This is a genomic window from Tessaracoccus antarcticus (assembly GCF_003688855.1).
Lineage (GTDB): Bacteria > Actinomycetota > Actinomycetes > Propionibacteriales > Propionibacteriaceae > Arachnia > Arachnia antarctica.
This window is the reverse complement of sequence record NZ_REFW01000003.1, coordinates 42310-67774: the sequence shown is the minus strand read 5'-3', so window position 1 is coordinate 67774 and position 25465 is coordinate 42310. Positions and strand designations below refer to the sequence as shown.

General features: G+C 68.1%; 23 protein-coding genes. 20 read left to right on the top strand and 3 right to left on the bottom strand.

From position 1 onward, the window contains the following. The first annotated feature begins 22 nt into the window (after positions 1-22). The 6 genes from secD (at position 23) to EAX62_RS11525 (ending at position 7064) form a co-directional block, all read left to right on the top strand. Positions 23-1591: a protein translocase subunit SecD gene (gene secD, locus EAX62_RS11550; protein WP_407703331.1), complete on the top strand. Its 1569-nt coding sequence runs from the start codon at positions 23-25 to the stop codon at positions 1589-1591. Beyond that, positions 1591-2712 carry a protein translocase subunit SecF gene (secF, locus tag EAX62_RS11545; RefSeq protein WP_407703338.1) on the top strand — a complete coding sequence of 374 codons (1122 nt, stop codon included), beginning with the start codon at positions 1591-1593 and terminating at the stop codon, positions 2710-2712. The genes secD and secF overlap by 1 nt, the downstream gene beginning before the upstream one ends. Continuing rightward, a complete protein-coding gene (locus EAX62_RS11540) occupies positions 2709-3245 on the top strand; it encodes an adenine phosphoribosyltransferase (protein WP_121901878.1) in 537 nt (178 codons plus the stop codon). Before secF ends, EAX62_RS11540 begins: the two co-directional genes overlap by 4 nt. A 4-nt stretch (positions 3246-3249) precedes the next feature. Beyond that, complete coding sequence (locus EAX62_RS11535; RefSeq protein WP_121901877.1) at positions 3250-4323, top strand: potassium channel family protein; 1074 nt, start codon at positions 3250-3252, stop codon at positions 4321-4323. Positions 4324-4389: 66 nt separating this feature from the next. Beyond that, positions 4390-6681, top strand: a complete 2292-nt coding sequence (locus EAX62_RS11530; RefSeq protein WP_121901876.1) for a RelA/SpoT family protein — start codon at positions 4390-4392, stop codon at positions 6679-6681. A gap of 14 nt (positions 6682-6695) precedes the next feature. Next, positions 6696-7064, top strand: a complete 369-nt coding sequence (locus tag EAX62_RS11525) for a DUF488 domain-containing protein (RefSeq protein WP_121901875.1) — start codon at positions 6696-6698, stop codon at positions 7062-7064. Here EAX62_RS11525 and EAX62_RS11520 read toward each other — a convergent pair. Further along, positions 7042-8289, bottom strand: coding sequence for a DUF349 domain-containing protein (locus EAX62_RS11520; RefSeq protein WP_121901874.1), 1248 nt, complete (start codon positions 8287-8289; stop codon positions 7042-7044). The two genes, EAX62_RS11525 and EAX62_RS11520, sit on opposite strands and share 23 nt — an antisense overlap. 30 nt (positions 8290-8319) lie before the next feature. Here EAX62_RS11520 and EAX62_RS11515 point away from each other — a divergent pair, with 30 nt between their 5' ends. Genes EAX62_RS11515 through aspS form a run of 3 tightly spaced genes read left to right on the top strand, consistent with a single transcriptional unit; the run spans position 8320 to position 12232 of the window. Continuing rightward, positions 8320-9015, top strand: coding sequence for an MBL fold metallo-hydrolase (locus EAX62_RS11515; RefSeq protein WP_121901873.1), 696 nt, complete (start codon positions 8320-8322; stop codon positions 9013-9015). A gap of 17 nt (positions 9016-9032) precedes the next feature. Further along, positions 9033-10355: a histidine--tRNA ligase gene (gene hisS / locus EAX62_RS11510; protein ID WP_121901872.1), complete on the top strand. Its 1323-nt coding sequence runs from the start codon at positions 9033-9035 to the stop codon at positions 10353-10355. 53 nt (positions 10356-10408) lie between these two features. Next, positions 10409-12232, top strand: a complete 1824-nt coding sequence (aspS, locus tag EAX62_RS11505; RefSeq protein WP_121901871.1) for an aspartate--tRNA ligase — start codon at positions 10409-10411, stop codon at positions 12230-12232. A gap of 4 nt (positions 12233-12236) precedes the next feature. On the opposite strand, the gene EAX62_RS11500 is transcribed toward aspS, so the two are convergent. Next, on the bottom strand, positions 12237-13115 hold the full coding sequence (locus EAX62_RS11500) for an EamA family transporter (protein WP_121901870.1): 879 nt from the start codon (positions 13113-13115) through the stop codon (positions 12237-12239). Positions 13116-13148: 33 nt separating this feature from the next. Next, positions 13149-14372 (bottom strand): multidrug effflux MFS transporter, encoded by a 1224-nt coding sequence (locus EAX62_RS11495; RefSeq protein ID WP_121901869.1) that lies wholly within the window; start codon positions 14370-14372, stop codon positions 13149-13151. Positions 14373-14482: 110 nt separating this feature from the next. Between EAX62_RS11495 and EAX62_RS11490 the strand changes: the two genes are divergently transcribed. From EAX62_RS11490 to aroB, 11 genes are read left to right on the top strand one after another with little or no spacing between them, the layout of a single operon-like run. Beyond that, the gene (locus EAX62_RS11490) at positions 14483-15499 is read left to right on the top strand and encodes an LLM class flavin-dependent oxidoreductase (RefSeq protein ID WP_121901868.1); all 1017 of its coding nucleotides are present in this window, start codon (positions 14483-14485) and stop codon (positions 15497-15499) included. A gap of 41 nt (positions 15500-15540) precedes the next feature. After that, positions 15541-16923 (top strand): replication-associated recombination protein A, encoded by a 1383-nt coding sequence (locus tag EAX62_RS11485; protein WP_121901867.1) that lies wholly within the window; start codon positions 15541-15543, stop codon positions 16921-16923. Positions 16924-16939: 16 nt separating this feature from the next. Continuing rightward, positions 16940-17314: a DUF948 domain-containing protein gene (locus EAX62_RS11480; RefSeq protein WP_121901866.1), complete on the top strand. Its 375-nt coding sequence runs from the start codon at positions 16940-16942 to the stop codon at positions 17312-17314. After that, positions 17311-17532 carry a hypothetical protein gene (locus EAX62_RS11475; protein WP_121901865.1) on the top strand — a complete coding sequence of 74 codons (222 nt, stop codon included), beginning with the start codon at positions 17311-17313 and terminating at the stop codon, positions 17530-17532. Before EAX62_RS11480 ends, EAX62_RS11475 begins: the two co-directional genes overlap by 4 nt. A gap of 23 nt (positions 17533-17555) precedes the next feature. Further along, the gene (alaS, locus tag EAX62_RS11470; protein WP_121901864.1) at positions 17556-20210 is read left to right on the top strand and encodes an alanine--tRNA ligase; all 2655 of its coding nucleotides are present in this window, start codon (positions 17556-17558) and stop codon (positions 20208-20210) included. After that, the gene (gene ruvX / locus EAX62_RS11465; RefSeq protein WP_233557916.1) at positions 20203-20676 is read left to right on the top strand and encodes a Holliday junction resolvase RuvX; all 474 of its coding nucleotides are present in this window, start codon (positions 20203-20205) and stop codon (positions 20674-20676) included. Before alaS ends, ruvX begins: the two co-directional genes overlap by 8 nt. Then, positions 20673-21803, top strand: coding sequence for an endolytic transglycosylase MltG (gene mltG, locus EAX62_RS11460; protein WP_158600657.1), 1131 nt, complete (start codon positions 20673-20675; stop codon positions 21801-21803). Before ruvX ends, mltG begins: the two co-directional genes overlap by 4 nt. Positions 21804-21806: 3 nt before the next feature. Continuing rightward, a complete protein-coding gene (locus tag EAX62_RS11455; protein WP_158600656.1) occupies positions 21807-22628 on the top strand; it encodes a shikimate dehydrogenase family protein in 822 nt (273 codons plus the stop codon). A 30-nt stretch (positions 22629-22658) separates the two neighbouring features. Further along, the gene (gene aroC / locus EAX62_RS11450; protein ID WP_121902139.1) at positions 22659-23855 is read left to right on the top strand and encodes a chorismate synthase; all 1197 of its coding nucleotides are present in this window, start codon (positions 22659-22661) and stop codon (positions 23853-23855) included. Continuing rightward, entirely contained in the window at positions 23852-24352 is a 501-nt protein-coding gene (locus EAX62_RS11445; protein ID WP_121901861.1) for a shikimate kinase, read from the top strand. The genes aroC and EAX62_RS11445 overlap by 4 nt, the downstream gene beginning before the upstream one ends. Further along, the gene (aroB, locus tag EAX62_RS11440; protein ID WP_121901860.1) at positions 24349-25431 is read left to right on the top strand and encodes a 3-dehydroquinate synthase; all 1083 of its coding nucleotides are present in this window, start codon (positions 24349-24351) and stop codon (positions 25429-25431) included. Before EAX62_RS11445 ends, aroB begins: the two co-directional genes overlap by 4 nt. Positions 25432-25465 lie beyond the last annotated feature (34 nt).

The following is a 25465-nucleotide window of genomic DNA, read 5'->3' as shown; positions in this document are numbered from 1 at the left end:
CAAGAAGAGAAAAAAGAAGACTGTGGCAACTAGCTCCCGCAAATCACGTCCGGCAGTGGTCCTGCTGATGCTCCTGGTGGTGATCGGCATCATGTTTGCGATCATGGCCGGCACACGCACCTGGACACCGAAGCTCGGCCTGGACCTCCAGGGCGGCATGACCATCACGCTCAACGCCACCAACAAGTCGGTGCCGGCTGAGTCCCTGGAACTGGCGAAGAACATCATCCAGCAGCGCGTCGACGGCCTCGGCGTCGGCGAGGCGTCGGTGGCCACACAGGGCGACCGCCACATCGTGGTCTCCGCACCCAACGTGCAGCGCGATGACCTCGTGGAGCTCGTGGGTGCCACGGCTGAGCTGGCCTTCCGGCCGGTCCTCGCAACCGCCCCCGCCGGTGCGACGCCGCCGCCGGAGGGCCAGGGACCCGGTCTGCCGACAGCCCCGCCCACTCCTGAGCAGGGTGATGAGGGTGTCAAGCTCTCCATCGACCAGGTGCTGGCGTACCAGCCCACCGAGGCGGACCAGAGCGCCTTTGCGGCGTTCGAATGCGATACCAAGACGCCCGACCGGCTTGATGCGGCATTCTTCGCGTGCGACGACGCCAAAACCACAAAGTTCCTCCTGGCACCCGTGGCCATCACCGGCAAGCAGGTCGCCTCCGCCTCCTCAGGCATCCCGCAGGGCGAGTTCGCCCCCGTCGTGACGTTGCAGTTCAAGGGTGAGGACGCCACGGCGCTGGCGCAGCTGACTGGTGCGCTGGCGGGTAAGCAGTCCCCGCAGGACCAGTTCGCCATCGTGCTCGACGGCGTGGTCCAGTCCAACGCGTCGGTCACCAATGCGATCACCGGCGGCAACGCCCAGATCAGCGGCAACTTCACGGAGGCCACGGCAGCCTCGCTCGCCAACGTCCTGAAGTTTGGTTCCCTTCCCCTGACGTTCGAACCGTCCCAGGTGGAGAGCGTCTCCGCCACGCTCGGCGGCGAGCAGTTGCGCGTCGGACTCATCGCCGGACTCATCGGTCTTGCCATCGTCATGGCCTACTGCTTCGCTTACTACCGCGGGCTCGGCTTCGTGGTCCTCGGTTCACTGCTGGTGGCTGCACTCGCGACGTACGCGTCCATGGTTCTGCTGGGCTCAGCGGTGGGGTTCTCCCTCAACCTGCCCGCCATCGCCGGTGCCATCGTGGCCATCGGGATCACGGCCGACTCGTTCGTCATCTACTTCGAACGCATCCGCGACGAGATCAGGGACGGGCGCAGCCTGCGCTCGGCCATCGACACGGGCTGGGTCAAGGCCCGCCCCACCATCGTGGTGGCCGACCTCGTGAGCCTGCTCTCGGCCATCGTCTTGTTCATCCTGGCCGTCGGGGGCGTCAAGGGGTTCGCGTTCACGCTGGGTCTCACCACGCTCATCGACCTCGCCGTGATCTTCTTCTTCACCCACCCGCTCATGCAGCTGCTCGGGCGCACCAAGTTCTTCGGCGAGGGTCACAAGCTCTCGGGCCTCGACCCCACCCACATGGGAGTCTCCCGTGACTCCCTGCTGGGCCGCCGCACCCGCCGCACCACGCGCATCGCGCAGGAGGCATGATGTCCACCACCAAACTGGGCCTGGCCCATCGCCTGTACACCGGCAAGGTGAGCTACGACTTCATCAAGAATCGCAAGCTCTGGTACGCCATTTCGGCGATCCTGTTGACGGTCTCCATCCTCGCGCTGGTCATCCGTGGCCTCACGCTGGGCATCGAGTTCAAGGGCGGCACCGACTTCCAGGCACCCACGCAGGTGACCGCCTCCACCGTCGATGATGTGCGCAGCGCCGTCGACAACTTCGAGGTCCCCGACCTCGGCGCCCAGGTGTTCTCGATCGGCACCGATGCCGTCCGTATCCAGACCCGCGTGCTCACCCCGGAGGAGACCTCCACCGTCCGCGCGGCCATCGCCGAGTTGACGGGGGCGCCCCCCGCGGACGTCACCTACAACGCCATCGGCGCCTCGTGGGGCCAGCAGGTCTCCCAGCAGGCCGGAATCGCGCTCGTGGTGTTCGTGGTTCTCGTGATGCTGCTCATCTGGGTGTGGTTCCGGGACTGGAAGATGTCCGTGGCCGCCATCGTGGCGCTGGCGCACGACCTCGTCATCACCGTCGGCATCTACGCGCTCGTCGGCTTCACAGTCACGCCCGCGACCGTCATCGGCGTCCTCACCATCCTCGGGTACTCGTTGTACGACACGGTGGTGGTGTTCGACAAGATCAAGGAGAACGTGGCCGGGCTGTCGGACTCGAACAAGACCTACTCCCAGGCCGCCAACCTCGGTGTCAACCAGGTTCTGGTGCGCTCCATCAACACCACCATCATCGGCGTGCTGCCTGTGGCGTCGCTGCTCATCGCAGGATCCGTCCTCAGCAGTGGCCCGCTGCAGGACCTGGGCCTGGCACTGTTCATCGGCATGATCGCCGGCGCCTACAGCTCCATCTTCATCGCCACCCCGGTCCTGAGCACGCTCAAGGAGCGGGAGCCAGCACAGGTCGAGCACCGCGCCACGCTGGCGCGACGCATAGAGCGTGCCACCGCCAAGTCCATGCGGCGCAGCGACGACGTCGTGCTCGAGGACGGCGACGCCGTGGCGGTCACGAGCACCGGCGGCGTCCGGTCTCAGCCGCGCGCCGCGAGTTCCCGTGCGGACCGCAGGAAGCGGCCGGGCACCCGATGAGCGGATCGCGACTGGAGATGCTGGCGTCGCTCATCCGCGACGTTCCGGACTTCCCGCAGCCGGGTGTGGTGTTCAAGGACATCACCCCGCTGCTTGCTTCGGCGAAGGGTTTCCAGGCGTCCATCGATGAACTGGTGGCCTCGGCCCCCGCGGACATCGACGTGGTGGTGGGCATGGAGGCGCGCGGGTTCATCTTCGCCGCCCCCGTGGCGCTGGCGCTGGGGGCGGGTTTCGTTCCCGTCCGCAAACCCGGAAAGCTGCCGGGCGATGTGGTGTCGCAGGGGTTCGACCTGGAATACGGCTCCACCGAGCTCAACATGCACCGTGACGCCATCGTGTCGGGGGCGCGGGTGCTGGTGGTCGACGACGTGCTCGCCACCGGCGGGACCATCGGCGCCACGGCCAGACTTCTCGAACAGTTGGGCGCCGAACTGGTGCACGTGAGCGTGCTCATGGAACTCGAGTTCCTGGGTGGGCGGGCTCGGCTGGAGAGCCTGGGCATCCGCAACTGCAGCGCCGTCCTGAAGGTCTGACACCATGGCAAAGATGCGTCATGCGGACAGGCGGGGCGGCCCGACGTCACTGGTCAGCATGCCGCGTCTCGGTGTGCACCCCTTCAGGGAACTGGGCCGACGTGCCCTGTTCGCAGGCCTGCTGCTCCTCGTCAGCACCCTGTTGGTGTGGTTCGACCGGGGCGCCTACGTCGACAACACGGGCGCAGACGGTGTCAGCTTCATCGACGCCCTGTACTACTCGACCGTCACCATCACCACCACCGGCTACGGAGACATCACCCCGCTGGCCCCGCACGCCCGCCTCATCAACGCCCTGGTGATCACCCCCATGAGGATCGCCTTCCTGGTGCTGTTGGTCGGCACCACCATCGAGGTGCTGGCCAATGAGGGCAGCCGAATCGTCCGCGACCTGCGGTGGAGGAGAACAATGCGCAACCACGTCGTCGTCATCGGGTACGGCACCAAGGGCCGCAGCGCCGTCAACACCATGCGCCGCCACGGGCGCGCCGCCGACAAGATCGTCGTCGTCGACAGGGATGCACTGGCCATCAGCGACGCCAACCTCGACGGACTGGCAGCCTTCCAGGGCGACGCCGGCCGCCGCGACCTGCTCCGACGTGCTGAGGTCTCGAAGGCCAAGGAGGTCGTCATCTGTCTGGACAGGGACGACGCCGCCATCCTCACAACCCTCATGGTGCGGCAACTCAACCCCCAGGCCGGCATCGTGGTCTCGGTCCGCGAACACGAGAACGTGCCGCTGGTGAAGCAGTCCGGCGCCACCTCCGTGGTGACGTCCTCCGACACGGTCGGTCGGCTCATGGGCCTGTCCGCCATCGGCCCGGAACTCGGCGCCATCATCCAGGACCTCCTCACCAGCGGCACCGGCCTGGAAGTCACGCAACGTCAGGCCCGACCCGACGAGGTGGGCAACAACCCCAGCGGAATCGGCAACGAACGGGTCATCGGGTTGGTCCGCAACGGCACGCTGCGCCGCTTCTACGACTCGACGGCCGCCCGTGTGGAAGCCGGAGATCAGCTCATCGTCGTGCGCAAGTCGATCACCCACGTCGAGGGTCTGCGGGATCTGGACGACTGAGACCGCTCCGGTGCGCGTACACTTCCCCCATTCGACGACTGAGATGAATCCAGGAGGGGGTGCCTGATGGCGGAGTTGCCCGTCGAGCATCAACCCGAGCATGGCGTGTTCCAGCGCGTTTCCACGGGGCCCGAACAGCCGCGCCTGCGCATGCGCCACAGGCTTGCGCGCCTCGGTGCCGTCCGCACCAAGGTGGCGGTACTGGACCCGCTGTTCAAGATCGTCCGCAGCAACCACCCCAAGGCCGACCTCGACCTCATAGAGCGCGCCTACCGCACCGCCGAGAAGTACCACGACGGCCAGAAGCGCAAGTCCGGCGACCCCTACATCACGCACCCGCTGGCCGTGGCCACCATCCTGGCGGAGCTCGGCATGACCGAGCCCGTCATCGTTGCCGCCCTTCTGCACGACACCGTCGAGGACACTGACTACTCCATGGAGCAGTTGCGGGCCGACTTCTCCGACGAAGTCGCGCACATGGTGGACGGCGTGACGAAGCTGGACAAGGTCACCTACGGGGAGACCGCCAAGGCCGAGACCATCCGCAAGATGATCATGGCCACCAGCGAGGAGGTGCGCGTCCTCGTCATCAAGCTCGCGGACCGCCTGCACAACATGCGCACCCTGGGGTTCCTCCGCCAGGAGAAGCAGGTTCGGATCGCCACCGAGACGCTCAACATCTTCGCCCCCCTGGCGCACCGCCTGGGCATGAACACCATCAAGTGGGAACTCGAGGATCTGTCCTTCGCCGCCATCGAGCCGAAGGTGTACCGGGAGATCGTCGAGATGGTCGGCACCCAGGCCCCTGGCCGGGAACGCTACCTGCGGGAACTCATCAGCGAGTTCCAGGCGCTGATGACCGAGAACAAGATCAAGGCGACCATCTACGGGCGGCCGAAGCACTACTACTCGATCTACCAGAAGATGATGGTGCGCGGACGCGACTTCTCCGACATCTTCGACCTCATCGGCCTGCGCGTCCTCGTCGACGACGTGAAGGACTGCTACGCCGTCCTCGGGGTGGCGCACAGCGCCTGGAAGCCCATCCCCGGGCGTTTCAAGGACTACATCGCCAACCCGAAGTTCAACCTGTACCAGTCGCTGCACACCACGGTCCTCGGTGCCAGCAACGAGCCCGTTGAATTCCAGATTCGCACGCACGAGATGCACCGTCGCGCCGAATACGGTGTTGCTGCGCACTGGAAGTACAAGGAGAACCTCCGCGAGGGCGTCACGCCGGAGGAGGCGGGCCTGCGCGCCATGCACCAGTTGGGTGTGATGAGCAAGGAGACCCAGGATCCCGGCGAGTTCCTTGACTCCGTGCTGTTCGAGATCAACCAGGACGAGATCTACGTCTTCACCCCCAAGGGCGAGGTGATGGCCCTGCCCGTGGGTGCGACCCCTGTGGACTTCGCGTTCGCGGTCCACACCGAGGTGGGGTTCCGGTGCATCGGGGCCCGCGTCAACGGCCGCCTCGTCGCGCTGTCCACCAAGTTGCAGCAGGGCGACAAGGTGGAGGTGCTCACGTCGAAGAGCCCCAACGCCGGCCCCAGCCGCGACTGGCTGGGCTTCGTCGCCTCCAGCCGTGCGAAGCAGAAGATCCGGCAGCACTTCACGCGGGAACGGCGTGATGAGGCCATCGACCTGGGCAAGGACATGCTCGCCAAGCAGTTGCGACGCACGGGCCTTCCCATGCAGCGTCTCCTGACGTTGGAGAACCTGACGGCCGTCGCGAACGCGGTGCGCACGAAGGACGTGCCCAGCCTGTACATGGCCATCGGCGAGAACCACATCGGCGCCCAGGCCGTGGTGCAGCACCTCATCGATCTCCACGGCGGCGAGGACGAGACCGTCGACACCGTCACCGAGGACACGGTGGTCAGGCAGCGCCAACGGGCCACCGCCAAAGCTGACGTCGCCGTCCTCGTGGACGGTGACCCCACCCTGCTGGTGAAACTCGCCAAGTGCTGCTCGCCGCTGCCGGGCGATGACATCCTTGGCTTCATCACCCGCGGCGACGGCGTGTCGGTCCACCGGACCGACTGCACGAACGCCCCGTCCCTGCGCGAGCAGTCGGAGCGACTCGTCAACGTGTCGTGGGCGGGCTCCACGAGTGGCAGCTACCTCGTCACCATCCAGGTGGAGGGCATCGACAGGGCGCGCATGCTCTCCGACGTCAGCGCCGCCTTCTCCGAGCAGCACGTGGACATCCTGTCCGCCTCCATCTCGACCAACAAGAACCGGCAATTCGTGGGCCGTATCACCTTCGAATCGCCCGACCCCACCCATCTGGCGCACGTGTTGAGCCAGGTCCGCCGGGTACCGGGCGTCTACGACGTGTTCCGCGCCAACTACTGATCCCCGGAGGGGCCATGGAGCAGAGCGTGTGGGTCCGTCGGATCCAGGATCAGGCCACTCACAACGACGGCACCCGCGTGCTCGTCGACCGCCTCTGGCCACGCGGAATGAAGAAGGAGGACGTTCTGTTCGACCACTGGAACAAGGACGTCGCGCCCTCGACGGAGCTGCGGCAGTGGTACGGGCACGACCCGGAAAAGTTCGACGAGTTCTCCCGGCGCTACCGCCGTGAACTGGAGACTCCCGCCGGTCAGAGGGCGCTGCACGAGCTGCGGGCATGCGTCCGCGGCAAGCGCCTGACCCTGCTGACGGCCACGAAGGACGTCGAGCACAGTCAGGCGGCTGTCCTCGCCAAGCTGCTCAGGCCTGCTGGAAGTCCTTGAGGGTTTCCCTGGCCTGGTCGAGCCACGCGTTGTAGGTCTCCAGCGACTTGGTGGCGTCGCGGGCCTTGCGGGCGTCGCCCTTGCTCTCGGCGTCGGCCACGTCCCGGTTGAGTTTGTCCACCTGTGCCTGGAAGAGCGCCACCGTGTCCTCGGCACGCTTGCGTGCCTCGGGGTCGGTGCGTCGCCACTCGTCGGCCTCCATGGAGGAGACCTTGTCGCCGAGCGAGCGGACACGTGAGTCGAGGTCGCGCATTGCGGTCCGCGGGACGTGGCCCAACTCGTTGAACTTGGACAGGAATTCGCGGTGAATGCTCTTGGCCTTCTCCACGTCCCTCACGTCGGCCAGGTCCTTCTCCACCTGGTCCACGAGCGCTGTCTTGGCGGCCAGGTTCTCCGACTGCTCGCCGTCCATGGCGCTCTGCGCGGTGGTGCGGGAGTCGAAGAACTGGTCCTGCAGGGCTCTGAACCGCGCCCACAGGGCGTCGTCATCGGAGCGACGGGCGCTACCGGCGGCCTTCCAGCGTGCCATCAGGTCGCGGAAAGCGCCCGAGGTGGGACCCCAGTCGGTGGACGTGGCCAACGGCTCCGCCTCGGCGATGATCTGCTCCTTGGCGGACTTCACCTCGTCGCGGCGGCTGTTCAGCTCGGAGAAGTGGGACTTGCGGCGGCGGGTGTAGGCAGTGCGCGCCGAGGAGAACCGGTGCCACAGGTCGTTGTCGGTGGTGCGGTCGATTCGCGGCAGCGCCTTCCACTCCTCCAGCAGGGTGCGGAATCGATCCACACCTCCGCGCCAGTCGTTGCCGGTGGAAAGCTTCTCGGCCTCGTCCACCATGGCCTGCTTCGCAGCGATGGTGACGGCGTTCTGTTCGGCGCGCACCTGCTTGCGGGCCTCGATCTGCGCGGGCAGCAATTCTTCGATCTTGCCGAGGCGCTCGATGAGGGCTGCGAGGTCGCCGACCGCGTTGGCCTGCTCCACCGATGCCCTGGATCCGTTGATGGCCTTGCGTGCCTCCTCGGGCGACATGGCCTGGGCGTTCACCCGTGATTCCAGCAGGCCGATCTCGGCCGCCAGATTCTCGTATCTGCGGGTGTAGAAGGCCATGGCCTCGTCGGGTGTTGCGTCCGGTACCTGTCCCACGTTGCGTTCACCATCGGCAGTGCGGACCCAGACGGTGCCGTCCTCGTCGACGCGACCGAAGTCAGAGGGCGCTTGCATATCGCTCATGCGCCCAATCTAGCCGGATAGGGTGGCGCAATGCTCATCGAGGCCCATCCTGTCTCACCATGGCAGGCCAATTGCTACCTTGTGGCCGCCGGTAGCGGCGACTCCGCGCAACCCACAGCGTGCCTCGTCGTCGACCCCGGGATCGCGTCCCTCGACGTCATCACGCACGCGCTGGAGGGTCGCCGGTGGCAGCCGGCGGCCGTGGTCCTCACCCACGGCCACATCGACCACGCGGGCGACGCGCATGCCGTGGCAGCGCGGTGGGGCGTGCCCGTCTACTGCGCCGAGGCGGACCAGCCCATGCTGCAGCGCCCGTCCCTGGGGCTGGGGACCTCCTTCGTCGGCATCATCGAGGAGTTCCTCGGCGCCGACGCACTGCCCCTACCAGCCGATCTGCGGCCGCTCGTCGAGCCGTTCGAGGTGGCCGGTCTGCGCGTGCGCCCCCACCGGGCGCCGGGGCACACCCAGGGCTCCACACTGCTGGAGGTCAGCGACGGCGGCAGCAGCGTCGTGTTCACTGGCGACGTGGTGTTCGCAGGCACGATCGGGCGAACCGATCTGCCGGGCGGTAACATGTCCGAGATGCGCGAGACGCTGCGACGGATCCGCTCCAGTTTCCCCGAGGATGTCCCGCTGCTCCCGGGCCACGGCCCAGACACCACGCTGGCCGCGGAACGGCTCAGCAACAGCTACCTGCACGACAGCTACCTGCACCACGAGATGTGAGGAACACCAAGACTCCGATGGCACGCCCCAAGCCAATTTCCGGCTTTCCCGAGTTCCTGCCCGCCGGCCGCATGGTCGAACAACGGGTCCTTGACATCATCTCCTCCACAGCAGAGCTGCACGGCCTGGCCTCGGTCGAGACGCGCGCCGTCGAACGGCTGGAGCAGCTGACCCGCAAGGGAGAGATCGACAAGGAGATCTACGTCGTCCGCAGGCTGCACGCGGAGTCCTCCGACGTGGACGAACTGGCGCTGCACTTTGACCTGACCGTGCCGTTCGCGCGCTACGTCCTCGAGAACTCGGGGCACCTGCACTTCCCGTTCCGCCGCTACCAGGTGCAGAAGTCCTGGCGTGGCGAGCGTCCACAGGAGGGCCGTTACCGAGAGTTCACCCAGGCCGACCTCGACATCGTCGGATCCGGCACCCTCGCGCTGCACCACGACGCCGAACTGCCCCTCGTGGCACTGGAGGCGTTCGAGCGAATGCACCGCGACCTCGGGCTGCCGCCGGTCCTGATGCGGCTCGGCAACCGCAAGCTGGCGCAGGGGTTCTACGCCGGCCTCGGGATCGATGACCCGGCAGCGGTGCTGCAGCGCGTGGACAAGCTGGACAAGATCGGTCCGGACGGCGTCTCGGCGTTGCTGCGCGACCAGCTGGGCATGGACGACGCCCAGGTGCGGGCGGCGCTGGCATTGGCCCGCATCCACAGCACCGACCTGTCCTTCGTCGACGAGGTGACGGCACTTGGCGTCCGGAATCCCCTGCTGGAGGAGGGCATCGCCGAGGTCTCCAGCGTCCTGTCGGCGGTCTCCGCCCAGTTCCCCGGCCGCATCGCAGCCGACCTGCGCATAGCGCGCGGCCTCGACTACTACACCGGCACCGTCTACGAGACGGAACTGGTGGGCTTCGAGTCCATCGGCAGCGTCTCCGGCGGTGGCCGCTACGACGCTCTGGCCAGCGACGGGAAGAACACCTACCCCGGCGTCGGCCTCACCATCGGCGTCACGCGCATCCTCGCGCCACTCGTGGGTCGGGGACACCTGGGCGCCACCCGGTCCGTGCCCAGCTGCGTCCTCGTGGCGGTGGACGCCGAGGACACACGGCCGGCCGCCGATGACGTGGCGCGCCAACTCCGGGCCCGAGGCATCGCCTGCGAGGTGGCACCCAAGGCCGACAAGTACGGCAAGCAGATCCGCCACGCTGATCGCCGTGGCATCCCGTTCGTCTGGTTCGGGGACTCCGTCAAGGACATCCGCACCGGCGAGCAGCAGGAGGCCGACCCCGGCACCTGGGAGCCGCCGGTCGGTGACCTGCGCCCCGGTATCACCGCGGCCTGGTGACGCACCCGCTCGTCCCACTCAAGAATCCGTTGTCAAGGAAGGGAAACATCCACATGCTTCGCACCCACAAGGCCGGAGACCTGCGCGCGAGCCACGCCGGTCAGACTGTCGTGCTCACCGGCTGGGTGGCCAAGCGCCGCGACCACGGCGGTGTGGCCTTCATCGACCTGCGTGACGCCTCCGGCGTGGCCCAGGTGGTCATCCGCGACGAGGTGCTGGACTCGTCCGGCGCCCACGACCTGCGCAACGAGTTCTGCATCCAGGTGACCGGCGTCGTCGAGACCCGCCCCGCCGGCAACGCCAACCCTGATCTCGCCACCGGGGAGATCGAGGTGGCCATCTCCGAGCTCGTGGTGCTCAACACCTCCGCGCCGCTGCCGTTCCAGATCGACGAACGCAGCGGGGTCGGCGAGGAGGCCCGCCTGAAGTACCGCTACCTGGACCTGCGTCGCCCCGCCCCGGCCGAGGCACTGCGCCTGCGCTCCGCCGTCAACCGCGCCGCCCGCGCGGTGCTGGACTCCCGGGACTTCATCGAGATCGAGACCCCGACGCTGACCCGATCCACCCCCGAGGGTGCTCGCGACTTCCTCGTACCGGCCCGTCTCTCACCCGGCTCCTGGTACGCCCTGCCGCAGTCGCCGCAGCTGTTCAAGCAGTTGCTCATGGTGGCCGGCATGGAGCGGTACTACCAGATCGCCCGCTGCTACCGCGATGAGGACTTTCGCGCGGACCGGCAGCCGGAGTTCACCCAGCTCGACGTTGAAATGAGCTTCGTGGACCAGGACGACATCATCGAGCTGGCCGAGGCCGTGCTCAGCCAGGTGTGGGCGTTGAAGGGCCATGAGCTGGCCACGCCGTTCCCCCGCCTCACGTTCGCCGACTCCATGAACCGCTACGGCTCCGACAAGCCGGACCTGCGGTTCGACCTGGAGCTCTCCGAGCTGACCGACCTGTTCGCCGACACGGCGTTCCGCGTGTTCAAGGCCCCCTACGTGGGTGCCGTGGTCATGCCCGGAGGTGGATCTCAGCCGCGTCGCACGTTTGACGCGTGGCAGGAATGGGCGAAGCAGCGTGGCGCCAAGGGCCTGGCCTACGTCACGGTGGCGCAGGACGGCACCCTGGGTGGTCCCGTCGCGAAGAACCTCTCCGAGGCCGAACTGGCCGCCCTTCCGCAGCGCACCGGCGCCACGCCCGGCGACTGCATCTTCTTCGCGGCCGGTGCACGCACCGCGTCGCAGAACCTGCTGGGCGCCGCCCGCGCGGAGATCGGCCGTCGCTGTGGACTCATCGACGAGTCGGCGTGGAGCTTCCTGTGGGTGGTGGATGCACCCCTGTTCAAGCCCACCAACGAGGCGCTCAGCGAGGGCGACGTTGCACTGGGCGACTCCGCCTGGACGGCCGTGCACCACGCGTTCACCTCACCCAAGCCGGACTGCATCGACACGTTCGACACGGATCCCGGCAGTGCCCTGGCCTACGCCTACGACATCGTCTGCAACGGCAACGAGATCGGCGGCGGCTCCATCCGTATCCACCGCCGCGACATCCAGGAGCGCGTGTTCCGTGTCATGGGCATCGGCGCGGAGGAGGCCCAGGAGAAGTTCGGCTTCCTGCTGGACGCCTTCGCCTTCGGTGCCCCGCCGCACGGTGGCATCGCATTCGGCTGGGACCGCATCGTGGCACTGCTGACGGGTGCGGAGTCCATCCGCGACGTCATCGCGTTCCCGAAGTCGGGCGGCGGCTACGACCCGCTCACCCAGGCGCCCGCGCCCATCACGGCGCAGCAGCGCAAGGAGGCGGGAGTGGACAGCAAGCCCGTCGACAAGGACACCAAGCCTGCACCGGCCGAGTCCGCAGCGGCCACCGAGGTCCCCTGACCCGTCACGGCTTCAGAGAGGCATCGGGCGCTGCGCGGGATCCGCGCAGCGCCCCCATGCTTGCCGCCACCACGCACACCATGGCCGCCACCTCCACAGGCCTCAGGTCCTCGCCCAGAACGAGCCACGCCAGCAGCGCCGCAGCCCCCGGCTCCAGGCTCATCATGATGCCGAACACCCCCCTATCCATGGTGCGCAGGGCACGCAACTCCAGGGCGTAGGGGATCACGGACCCCAACAACCCCAGTGCCAGGCCCCACAGCCACACCCTCGGCTGCATGGCCCACTGCGTGGTGCCCGATGACAGGGTGGCGAGCACCACGGGAAGCAGCAGGACGGCGCCCACCCAGGACGAGATGGTGACGGCCGTGACCCCCGACCAGTGCTCCGCCGCCGGCCCGGCCGCGACGATGTATGCCGCCCAGAAGGCTCCTGCCAGCAGTGCGAGGAGTACACCCGTGACGTCCAAAGCACCCGGGGCGAACCCCAGCAGCGCCACACCGACCGCGGCCAGCCCCGCCCACAGGTATTCCCGGGCCTTCCGCGACCCTGCCACGGCCACCGCCAGCGGTCCGATGAACTCGAATGTCACGGCAACACCGATGGGGATGCGGCTGATGGCCATCACGAAGGAGACGTTCATGAGGGTGAGGCTGAGCGCATAGACGAGCACCCGACGCCATTCGAGCCGGGTGCGGCCGGACAGTCGTGGTGGCGCGACGACGCTCAGCACCACACCGCTGCTCAGGATGCGCAGCCACACCACGATCCACGGCGGGGCCAGTTCGAACAGTTGTTTGGCGAACGAGGACCCCAGCTGCACCGATGCGATCGACACGAGCAGCAGGAGCTCGGGCCGGATGCGGGGCGTCGGTGTGTCCACAGTGACGTTCTATCGCAGACGGGGCCGTCCTGCTCAGTCCAGCCGGACCTGCAACCGCATGGGACGGATGATGGTCCACAGGAAGACGACCGCCAGGCCGGAGCACGCCAACATGGCGATGCCCATGGGGGCGGCACTCGTCAGGGTCGCGAGCCCGATGAGTGGCCCGACGATGGCAGCGGCGGTCATGTTCAGCGCACCCATGAGTGAGGCGGCCACGCCGGAGTCCGTGCGGTGGTGCTGCAGCCCCAGCACCTGCGCGTTGGGCGCGCAGGCCCCGAACGACAGGGTGAAGGCGAACATGGTGGGGATGAGCGGGATGTAGGAGTCAGAGGCGGCGTTGACAATCAGCAGGGCCGCGGAGGCCAGAACCATCCCGGCGGTACCGAGTGCGAGGACGCGGTGCGGCCCGATCCGGTGGGACAGGCGGCTGCCCACCTGGACGCCCACGAAGACCCCCACGGAGCAGATCGCGAACACCGCACCGAAGCCGCGGGGAGAGAGGCCGAACACCTCCTGCAAGAGCACCGAGGACGTGGACACGTAGGAGAACAGGCCCGCGAAGGCGGCGGCCGCCGTCAGCCAGGCGCCCACGAAGATGCGGTCGTTGAGGACTCTCCTGTAGGCGGCCACCATCACCGAGAATCCGCCGGTGGTGCGCTCCGAGGGTGGTCGCGTCTCCACGATCAACAACCACACGAGAGCGACAATCGTCGAGCCGTAGAGCGCCAGCGCCCAGAACACCCCACGCCAGGACACGAAACTGACCATCCACGACCCCACGAGTGGCGCGATGATGGGGGCCATCCCGTTGATGAGGGCGAGCCGGGAGAGCATGACCACCAGCCGGCGGCCGTCGAAGAGGTCCCGCGCCATGGCCATGGCCACGACTGCGCCGCCCGCCGCACCGATCCCCTGCAACGCGCGCATGCCGGTCAGGAACTCGACGTTGGGTGAGATGGCCACCAGTACCGAGGCCACCACGTGCAGGGCGCTCATGGCCAGCAGCGGGCGCTTGCGGCCCAGACGGTCGCTGAGCGGTCCGACGAGCAACTGTCCGAGGGCGAAGCCCAGCGTCGTGGCCGACAGAGTGATCTGCACCTGGGCGTCGCTGATGAGCAGGTCGGCCTTCAGCGCCGGGAACGCCGGCAGGTACAGGTCGATGGTGAAAGGACCGAGCCCCGTCAGAAGTCCGAGCGTGATGATGAACGCCAAGCGGCGGCGGGGGCTGAAACGGTCGCCGAGTTGGGCGGGCATCTGTCTCCAGTAAGAGGTGTGGGGAATGAAAAAACCGCCCCATCAAGGGAGCGGCACCGGTGCAACTGTCATACCCTACGCCATTTTCCGGGCGTGGTTACATGGAGTCCATGACTTCCAACCCCATCGCGCCCCACGTCCCCCTCTCGATCCTCGACCTCGTCTCCGTGTCGTCCGGTCAATCAATCGGAGAGGCCATCGAGGCCTCCATGCACTCCGTCGAAGTGGCTGAACGTGTGGGCTACAGCCGTGTCTGGTTCGCCGAGCACCACAACACGGCAGCCGTTGCCTCGTCCTCCACGGCGGTCATCGTGGGGCGCGCAGCTGCCCGGACCACGCGGATCATCGTCGGTTCTGGGGGCGTGATGCTGCCCAACCACGCGCCGCTCATGGTGGCGGAGGACTACGGCACGCTGGCCGCCATGTTCCCCGGTCGCGTGGAGTTGGGTCTCGGACGTGCCCCCGGCACGGACCAGATAACGGCGCGTGCGCTGGCGCGCTCGGACGGATCGCCGAATGCGTTCGTGGCCAACGTCACGGACCTGTATGACTGGACCACTTCGGGTGTGGCTTCCTCCGGTCTGCGTGCAGGGGTGGCAGCGGGGACGCAGGTGCCCATGTGGATACTCGGGTCCTCCACCTCGGGCGCACAGATCGCCGCCCACCTCGGCCTGCCGTACGCGTTCGCCTCACACTTTGCACCTGACGCCCTCTTGCCGGCCATCGAGTTGTACCGCGAGAGGTTCAACCCGGACGCCCCCACCGCCCAGATCGAGGAGCCGAGGGTCATGGTGGGCGTCAACGTGCTGGCCGCCGAGGATGACGCCGAAGCCCACCACCAGTTCAGCACGGTGCAGCGGATGTTCATGTCCCTGCGTCGCAGCGGCGGCCGCGAAGCCCTGCTCCCGCCCGGCGAGGTCGAGGCCACCGAGCAGGAACTGGCCATGATGGAGCACATGCTGCAGGTCAGCGCCATCGGTTCACCGGACAGGGTCGTGAGCCAGCTGGAGTCGCTCGTGGACCTGACGGACGCCGACGAACTCGTCACCGTCACCTACGCCCACGACCCGGCGGTGCGGTCGCGCTCGCTGGAACTCGTGGCACAGGCCTGGGGCCTGCAGGCCTGACGTGCTGACCGGCGCTCCCCCCATGGCTAGAGTGGGTCAGCGTGAGCTACGACCTGTTCGGGAACCCTGATCCGCAGCCGGCGCGACCGGTGGGGTCGCTGGGGGACGCCCGCGTCGACGGGGCGCCGCTTCCGGTCCGGATGCGACCGCGAACGCTGGAGGAGATCGTCGGTCAGCAGCATCTCCTGGCACCCGGGGCTCCGCTGCGGCGGCTGGTGTCCGGTCAGCCCATGAGCGTGTTCCTGTGGGGTCCACCGGGGGTGGGCAAGACAACGCTCGCGTCCATCGTTTCCCGAGCATCAGGCGCCCGGTTCGTGGAGATTTCCGCCGTCACGGCGGGTGTGAAGGAACTGCGCACCGAACTGGACAAGGCGCGACGTGAGCTGGAGCGTGGAACCTCCACGGTGCTGTTCATCGACGAGGTCCACCGATTCAGCAAGACCCAGCAGGACGTCCTGCTGCCGGCGGTGGAGAACCGGATCGTCACGCTGATCGCGGCCACCACCGAGAATCCGTCGTTCTCGGTGATCTCGCCGCTGCTGTCCCGCTCACTGCTGCTGCGACTCAAGCCGCTCACAGAGCGAGACATCGGCGCCCTCATCGACCGCGCCGTCCTCGACGAGCGCGGGCTGGGCGGTGCCGTGGGACTCACCGACGCCGCCCGATCCGACCTTGTCAGGATGGCCCAGGGCGACGCCCGCCGCGCGCTGACGTTCCTCGAGGAGGCCGCCGCCGGCGCGGTGGCGCTGGAGCTTGCAGAGGTCACCCCGGAGGTGCTGTCCCAGGCCGTGGACCGTGCCACCGTGCGCTACGACAGGCAGGGCGACCAGCACTACGACATCATCAGCGCCTTCATCAAATCCATCCGGGGCTCCGACGTCGATGCCTCGCTGCACTACCTGGCGCGGATGCTGGAGGCGGGGGAGGACCCGCGCTTCATCGCGAGACGGCTCATGATCTCAGCCTCCGAAGACATCGGCATGGCCGCCTCCGGTGTGCTGCAGACCTGCGTGGCCGCGGCCCAGGCCGTCCAGTTGCTGGGCATGCCGGAGGCCCGTCTCACCCTGGCCCACGCCACGGTGGCTGCGGCGTCGGCCCCCAAGTCCAACGCCGCCTACCTCGCCATGGATGCCGCCATTGCTGATGTGCGGGCGGGCAAGGGCGGCGACGTCCCCAGCCACCTGCGCGACGCCCACTACGCCGGGGCGGAAACGCTGGGCCACGGCAAGGGGTACCGCTACCCCCATGACCATCCACACGGGCTGGTCGCGCAGGACTACCTCCCCGCGGACCTCCGCGGTGCCCGCTATTACAAGCCGACAGACCACGGAGCGGAAGCCGCGGTCGGCGAGCGACTGGCCTGGGCGGCGAAGCAGGTGAGCGGAGGTCCCCCGTCAGCTAGAGTTGCGCCGAATCAATCATGAGAGTTGGGGACCCCGTATGACCATTGGACAGATGGCCGGAATGCTGGCCGCTATCGCCCTGTGTGTTCTCGTGGCCTTCTGCGCCGTGCCACTGCTCAAGCTGGGGCGCGTGCTGGAAGAACTACGACTTGCGGTGCGCGACATCGGGCACAACTCGGTGCCGATCCTGCAGGAGTTGAAGGGCACCGTCGAAGCCACCAACGACGAGATCGCCAAGATCAGCCTCGTCACGGAGGACGTCTCGAAGGTTTCGGGCCACGCAACGGTGGTCAGCGAGAACGCGGCGCAGATGTCGCAGCTGTTCGCGGCGACGCTGGGTGGACCCATGGTCAAGACGGCCGCCTTCACCTATGGCGTGCGGAGCGCGCTGAAGGGTCGCAGGAAGAAGTGAAGAAGATCTTCTGGATGCTGCTGGGTGCCGGACTTGCCGTCTTCGTCATCACGAGGGGGCGCGCCCTGGTGCGTCGCCTGACACCACAGGGCATTGCCGAACAGGTCGAGCGACGTGGCAACGAGGCCGCCGCCGGTTTCGGCGACTTCTACGCCACGTTCAAGACAGCCAGCCAGGCGCGCGAGGCCGAGTTGCGTCGCGAACTCGACATCGTCTGACACAACCCTAGGGATACCCCAGCATGAAGACCTCCGACATCCGGAGCCGGTTCATCAACTTCTTCGAGCGCAACGACCACACGGTGGTCCCCAGCAGCTCGCTGTTGTACAACGACCCCACGCTCCTGTTCGTGAACGCCGGCATGGTGCCGTTCAAGCCGTACTTCCTCGGGGAGGAGAAGGCACCCTTCGCACGGGCCGTCTCGGTGCAGAAATGCGTTCGGACCCTCGACATCGACGAGGTGGGAGTCACCACCCGGCACGGCACCTTCTTCCAGATGAACGGCAACTTCTCCTTCGGTGACTACTTCAAGGAAGAGGCCATCGCCTACGCCTTCGAACTGGTCACGGGCAGCGTCGCCGACGGCAACTGGGGTTTCGACGCCGACAAGGTCTGGGTGACGGCTCTCCACGGTGACACCGAGACCATCGACCTGTGGCAGAAGGTGGGCATCCCGCGCGCCCACATTCAGGAGCGCGGGCTGAAGGACAACTACTGGCACATGGGCGTTCCCGGCCCAGGCGGCCCCTGCTCGGAGATCTACATCGACCGCGGCCCGGCCTTCGGGCCGGACGGCGGCCCCGAGGTCGACGAGGACCGTTTCCTGGAGATCTGGAACCTCGTGTTCCAGACCCAGGAACTCTCCGCGGTGCGCGCCAAGGACGACTTCGACGTCGCCCGCCCGCTGGCCACCCGCAACATCGACACGGGCTGTGGGCTGGAGCGCACGGCGCTGCTGCTGCAGGGCGTCAACAACATGTACGAGATCGACGAGGTCTTCCCCGTCATCCAGCGCGCCTGTGAGTTGTCCGGCCGTCGCTACGGCGCCGACCCGGCCGACGACGTCCGCTTCCGGGTGGTGGCCGACCACATCCGCAGCTCCCTGATGCTCATGACCGACGGTGTCACCCCCGGCAACGAGGCCCGCGGCTACGTGCTGCGCCGGCTCATGCGCCGCAGTATCCGCGCCATGCGGCTGCTGGGTGTGGGTGACCGGGTCCTCGGAGAGCTGCTGCCCATCAGCCGCGACGCGATGCGCGGCTCCTACCCGGACATCGATGGTGCCTGGGACCGGATCGTTTCGGTGTCGGCCACCGAGGAGGAGTCCTTCCGCCGCACCCTGGCCTCGGGCACCGTCATCCTCGACACTGCCGCCACCCGTGCGAAGCAGGCGGGGGAGACCTCGTTGCCTGCGGAGCAGGCGTTCCAACTGCACGACACCTACGGCTTCCCCATTGACCTCACCATGGAAATGGCCGCCGAGCAGGGCCTTGCCGTGGACCGGGACAGGTTCAACGCACTCATGACGGAGCAGAAGGAGCGTGCGCGCGCCGACGCGAAGTCGAAGAAGGGCGGCGCCGCCAGCACCGAGGCGTACCGCCAGATCCGTGACACCGGTGAGGTCCCGTTCCTCGGCTACACCGACCTGGACATCGAGACACACGTGGCAGGCATCATCGCCGACGGCGTCGTCACCGACCGCGCGGGCGACGGTGACGTCGTCGAGGTGGTGCTGGCGGAGACCCCCTTCTACGCGGAGGCGGGCGGCCAGGACGCCGACCACGGGATGATCACGGGCGACGGGTACTCCCTGGAAGTCCTCGACGTCCAGCGCCCCGTCCCCGGACTTGCCGTGCACCGCGTCCGGGTTCTGGGGGAGCTGATCTCGGGCGCACACGCCCGCGCCGTCGTCGACGCAGAGGCGCGACGCGGATCGTGCCAGGCGCACACCGCCACCCACATCATCCACGCCGCGCTGCGCGAGCTCGTCGGCCCCAGCGCCACACAGGCCGGGTCCTACAACAAGCCCGGCTACATGCGCTTCGACTACTCCTCGCCCACCGGCATGTCCCCGGCGCTTCGCCAGGAAGTGGAGCAGCGCGCCAACGACGCCATCCGTGACTCCTTCGAGGTCACATCCGCGTCGATGAAGCTGGAGGACGCCACCGCCATGGGGGCCATGGCCATGTTCGGGGAGAAGTACCCACCGATCGTGCGGATGGTGGAGCTCGCCGGCGCGTGGTCGCGGGAACTCTGCGGCGGCACGCACGTGCCCAACACCAGCCAGATCGGGGTCATCAACCTCGTGGGCGAGCAGTCCATCGGCTCCGGCGTGCGCCGTGTCGAGGCGCTGGTGGCACGGGACGCGTTCCGGCAGTTCGCCGCCGAGCGCGCGCTCGTGAACACGCTCACCGAGACACTGCGGGTGCAACCCGACCAGGTCGTCCCTCGCGTGGAGAAGCTCATCCACCAGCTCAAGGACGCCGAGAAGCAGATCGCCGCCCTCAATGCCGCGCAACTGCGCGCCAACGCTGGCCAGTTGACCAGCCAGGTCCGCGACATCGCGGGGGTCAGGTACCTCGGCGTGGAGCTCCCTGGGGTCTCAGGTGGCGACCTGCGCACCCTGGCCACGGATCTGCGGGACCGGCTCGGGACCGAGGCTGCTGTCGTCGCGCTCATTGGTGGCGCCGACGGCAGGGCCGCAGCCCTCGTGGCCACCAACGACGCTGCCCGGGGGTTGGGCCTGAAGGCGGGCGCGCTCATCGCCAAGGCCTGCGCCGCCCTGGGCGGCAAGGGTGGAGGCCGCGACGACATGGCCCAGGGCGGCGGCACGAAGCCGGAGGCCGCAGGCCAGGCGCTGGCGGCCATCGAGTCGGAGCTGGCCCATCGTGGCTGACGCCCCGGCCGGGGGCCGGATGGGCGTCGACTGGGGCAAGGTCCGGATCGGGGTGGCCGCGTGCAATGCAGGTACCACGTTGTCCTACCCCGTGGAGACGGTGCAGGCGGGGGCGCAGGAACTCCAGCGCATCGCCGCCCTTGCGGCAGAGTACGAGCCGGGGGCCATCTACGTCGGGCTCCCGCTGACCCTGTCGGGGGAGCGGCAGCAGGCCGCGAAGTTCGTGATGGACAAGGCCGAGGCGCTCGCCGCCCTCGTGTCGCCGCTGCCCGTGAGACTCATCGATGAGCGCATGAGCACGGCGTCGGCTTCGCGTAGCCTGTCCGGGGCGGGACACCGCGCCAAGCAGCAACGACGCATGATTGACCAGGCGGCCGCAGTGGAGATCCTGCAGCGGGCCATCGAGTGGGAGGCGCGCACCTCGTCGCTCGCCGGTGAGCCCGTCGGAGAAGGAGAGGCATCGTGAGCCCAGCATTCGTCGACAACGACGGCAAGTTCAACTGGCAGAAGATCGGCTACCACGCGCGCAGCGCGTTCGCGGTGCTTCTCTCGATCGCCGTCCTCGTGGGTGGCGGACTGTTTGTCTACCAGAAGGCGGACGAGGCCTGGACGGCGTTCCGCACCGAGGATGACTACATCGGCGACGGGGTCAAGAAGGTGGAGGTGGTGGTGCCCAACGGCGCCTCCATCACCCAGATCGGCGACATCCTCACCGAGGAGGGCGTCATCAAGTCCACCGGCACCTTCCGCAAGGTGGCGAACAAGAACCCTGATTCAGCCAAGCTCCAGGCAGGCAGGTACAGGTTGCTCACCGAGCTCCCCGCCAAGACCGCTCTGGACATGTTGCTCGACCCCAACAACCTGGTGCTCATCGAGATCACCATCCCCGAGGGGAAGATCCTCGGGCAGCAGTGGACGCTCATCGAGGAACAGCTGGTGAAGCAGGGCCAGAAGATCACCCGCCAGGAACTGGCGGCTGCCATCAACGGCGCCGACCTCGGGCTGCCGGACTGGTCGCGCGGCAAGCTCGAGGGCTTCATGTTCCCGGACACCTATCGTGTCGGTGAACCGGTTGACCCGGCCCGCATCTTCCGCTCCCAGTCCGCCCAGTTCAACAAAGTGGCCGCCGACATCAACCTCGTGGGTGGCGCCCAGGCCCTCGGCGTCGACCCCTTCAACATCGTGACGGTGGCCTCCATCATCGAACGTGAAGCTGCCAGGGCCGAGGACAGGCCCAAGGTGGCGGCCGTCATCTACAACCGCCTCAGGGCGGACATGCCGCTGCAGTTCGACTCCACCGTCCACTTCGCCATCGGCGTCTTCGACAGGGTCACCACGACGGCCGCGGATCGCGCCACAGACTCGCCGTACAACACCTACCTCTACAAGGGCCTGCCGCCCGGCGCCATCAGCAACCCGGGCAAGGCCGCACTCGAGGCCGCGCTGCAGCCCGCCGACATCACCGCGTTGTTCTTCACCACCGTCAACCTCGACACGGGGGAGACCGCCTTCGCCAATACCGCCGCAGAGCATGCTGTCAACGTGGCCAAGTTCCAGGCGTGGTGCCAGGCGAACACCGGCCGGTGCAGCTGAGTGATGCGCTGCGCACTCATCGGTGATCCGGCCGAACACTCGCTGTCCCCGGCCATCCACCGCGACGGCTACAGACGCCTCGGACTCGACTGGCGCTACGACGCTGTCACCGTCGCCCCGGATGACCTGGAGGGCTTCGTCTCCGGCTGCCTCGCCGACGACGAGTGGGCGGGGCTCAGCGTCACGGCCCCCCACAAGGAGGCCATCGTCGCGTTCGGTGAACCGGACCATGTCACGCGACTGGTCGGCGCGGGCAACACGCTCGTGATGCGGGACTCAACACCGGGGCGCACCCCCACCGTCCACAACACCGACGTCCCCGGATTCGTCCGCGCCTGGCGTGCCCGTGGTCTGTCGACGCCCCGCACGGCCGCCATCGTCGGCAACGGCGCGACGGCACGCTCGCTCCTCGTGGCGCTGGCGGGCCTCCACCTGACCCGGGTGGTGATCCTGGCCCGCGACACCACCCGCGCCACCCGCATCGTCGAGCTCGGCATCGCGCTGGGCGTCGACACCACCGTCCAGCCGCTGGGGTTCCACCTGCCCGAGACTGACCTCGTGGCCAACACCATCCCCGCTGCAGCCACGCAACCCCACGCACAGGGGTGGGCCGATGCCGCGCCGTGGCTCTTCGACGCCGTCTACGACCCGTGGCCCACGCCGCTGGGCGCCGCCGCCACCGCCGATCACACGGTGCTGACGGGGCTCGACCTGCTGGCCGGCCAGGCCGTTGACCAGTTCCACCTCCTCACGGGCGGGGCGGTCACCTTCGAGGACTGCCATGAGGCAGCCGCCGCCGAGCTCCGGCGTCGGACGAGAAAATGACCGCCGCGCTTTGATGGAAGAATGGCCCGCATGCTCCGATACCTGACCGCCGGTGAATCGCACGGCCAAGCACTGATAGCGACCATGGAGGGCATACCCGCCCACGTCCGCGTGGGCGTCCCGGAGATCGCTGCGAACCTGGCGCGACGCAAGTTGGGTGTCGGCCGTGGGGCCCGCATGAAGTTCGAGGCCGACGAGCTCGCACTGCTGGGCGGTTTCCGCCACGGCGAAACGCTTGGTTCCCCCATCGCCATCATGATCGGCAACACCGAGTGGCCCAAGTGGGAAGAGGTCATGGCACCGGGTGAGGTCGACGAGGACGTCCTGGCCGCGCTGGCCCGCAACGCCAAGCTCACCCGCCCCCGCCCGGGCCACGCCGACCTGGCGGGGATGCAGAAGTACGACTTCGACGAGGCCCGCCCCATCCTCGAGCGGGCCTCCGCCCGCGAGACGGCCGCCCGGGTGGCGCTCGGCACCATCGCGAGCGCCTTCCTTGAGCAGGCGCTGGGCGTACGGGTGCTGAGCCACGTCGTGGAGATGGGACCCGTGGCGGCCACGCGCGTCGACCTGCCGCGCCCCGACGACCTTGACGCCATCGACGCCAGCCCGGTGCGCTGCTTCGACGAACGTGCCGCCGAGGCGATGCTGGCCGAGGTCGAGGCCTGCAAGAAGGAGGGCGACACCATGGGTGGCGTCGTGGAGGTCCTCGCCTGGGGGCTGCCACCGGGACTCGGCTCCCACAGCCAGGGTGATCGTCGCCTGGACGCCAAGCTGGCCGGTGCGCTCATGGGCATCCAGGCCATCAAGGGTGTCGAGGTGGGCGACGGCTTCGGGCTGGCGCGGCGACGCGGCTCCGACGCGCACGACGAGATCGTCCTCGACGGCGGACGGATCGCCCGCGCCACCGGCCACTCCGGAGGCACCGAGGGGGGCATGTCCACGGGCGAGGTGCTGCGCGTCCGCGCCGCCATGAAACCCATCGCGACCGTCCCGCGGGCGCTGCGCACCATCGACACCGCCACGGGCCAGGAAGCATCCGCCCACCACCAGCGCAGCGACGTCTGCGCTGTGCCGGCCGCGGGTGTCGTGGCCGAGGCCATGGTGGCACTCGTGCTGGCGGAAGCAGTCCTCGACAAGTTCGGGGGCGATTCCGTCGCCGAGACCCGCCGCAACGCGGAGTCCTACCTGGCGCGAATCCGCGAACGTGGTCTGCAGGTGAGCGCATGAGCATCGTGCTGATCGGGGCACCGGGAGCTGGGAAGAGCTCCGTGGGTCGCCTCCTGGCCGCCAAACTGGACACCGTCTTCGTGGACGTCGACGCACGCATCGAGGAAGTGGTGGGCAAGCCCATCGGCGAGATCTTCGCTGATGACGGTGAGGCCCACTTCCGGGAGCTGGAGGAGTCCGCCACCCTGGAACTGATCGAGGGCGACGGCGTTGTCTCGCTGGGCGGGGGCGCCGTCCTCAACCCCCGCATCCGCACGGCGCTCGTCGGTCACGACGTGGTGTGGCTGGAGGTCTCCATTTCCCAGGCCACCCGTCGCGTCGGCATGAACACCGTGCGCCCACTGCTGATGGGCAACGTGCGGGGACGCCTCATCGAACTCCTGCGCGAACGGACCCCGCTCTACGAGGAGGTGGCCACCACCCGCGTCATGACGGACAACCGGCGGCCCTCCGAGGTGGCTGCCGAACTCGCCGCGACGCGCCGGGCCGCCTCGTGATCATCCGGGTCGGCTCAACGCTCGGCCCCTACGACGTCACCATCGCCCGCGGTGCCCTCGACGCGCTGCCCACCGCACTGGAGGGTGCCGACCGGGTTGCCGTGATCGTCTCCGAACCGTTGCGTCATCTCGCGGACAGGGTGAGGGCCCTCACGCAGGGTCGCCCCACCACCGTCATCGAGGTACCCGACGCCGAGGCGGGCAAGACGCCGCAGGTCCTGGCCCGCTGCTGGGATGAACTGGCGGGGGCGGGGTTCACCCGCAACGACGTCATCGTCGGCGTCGGCGGGGGATCGGCCACCGACCTGGCAGGCTTCGTCGCGGCCACGTGGCTGCGCGGCGTGGCCTTCGTGTGTGTTCCGACATCAGTGCTGGGCATGGTGGATGCTGCAGTGGGTGGCAAGACGGGGATCAACCTCAACGCCGGCAAGAACCTCGTGGGGGCCTTCCACGAACCCCTCGCCGTCCTCGCAGATCTTGCGCTGCTCGACGACCTGCCAGCCACCGAGGTGGCCTCCGGCATGGCAGAGGTCGTCAAGTGCGGCTTCATCGCCGACGCCGAGATCCTGCGTCTCGCCGAGGCAGACCTCGCGGATGCCACCGACACCCGATCCGACAGGTTCGCCGAACTGGTGGGCCGTGCGGTGGCCGTCAAGGCGGCCGTCGTGGCCGGCGACCTCACGGAACGCACATCGTCCGGGGCCAAGGTGGGGCGCGAAGCCCTCAACTACGGCCACACGCTGGGCCATGCCATCGAAGCCCGTGAGTCCTACCGGTTGCGACACGGCCAGGCCATCAGCATCGGCATGGTGTGGATGGCGGAAGTGTCGCATCGACTCCTCGGCCTGGACCCCGGCCTCGTCGCCCGGCACCGTGATTTGCTGGAGGGTCTGGGTCTGCCCACCTCCTACCAACGCGACGCCTGGCCGCCGCTGCGGCAGCTCATGAGCCTGGACAAGAAGGCGCGTGGCGCCACCCTGCGACTGGTGGGTCTGGCAGCGCAGGGCCGCCCCGTCATCATCGATGCACCACAGGAGGCCGCCCTCGCCGCGGCCTACGCCCATGCCGTCGCCGGGTGAGTCCGTGGACACCTCATCCGCACGCAAAAGGAGC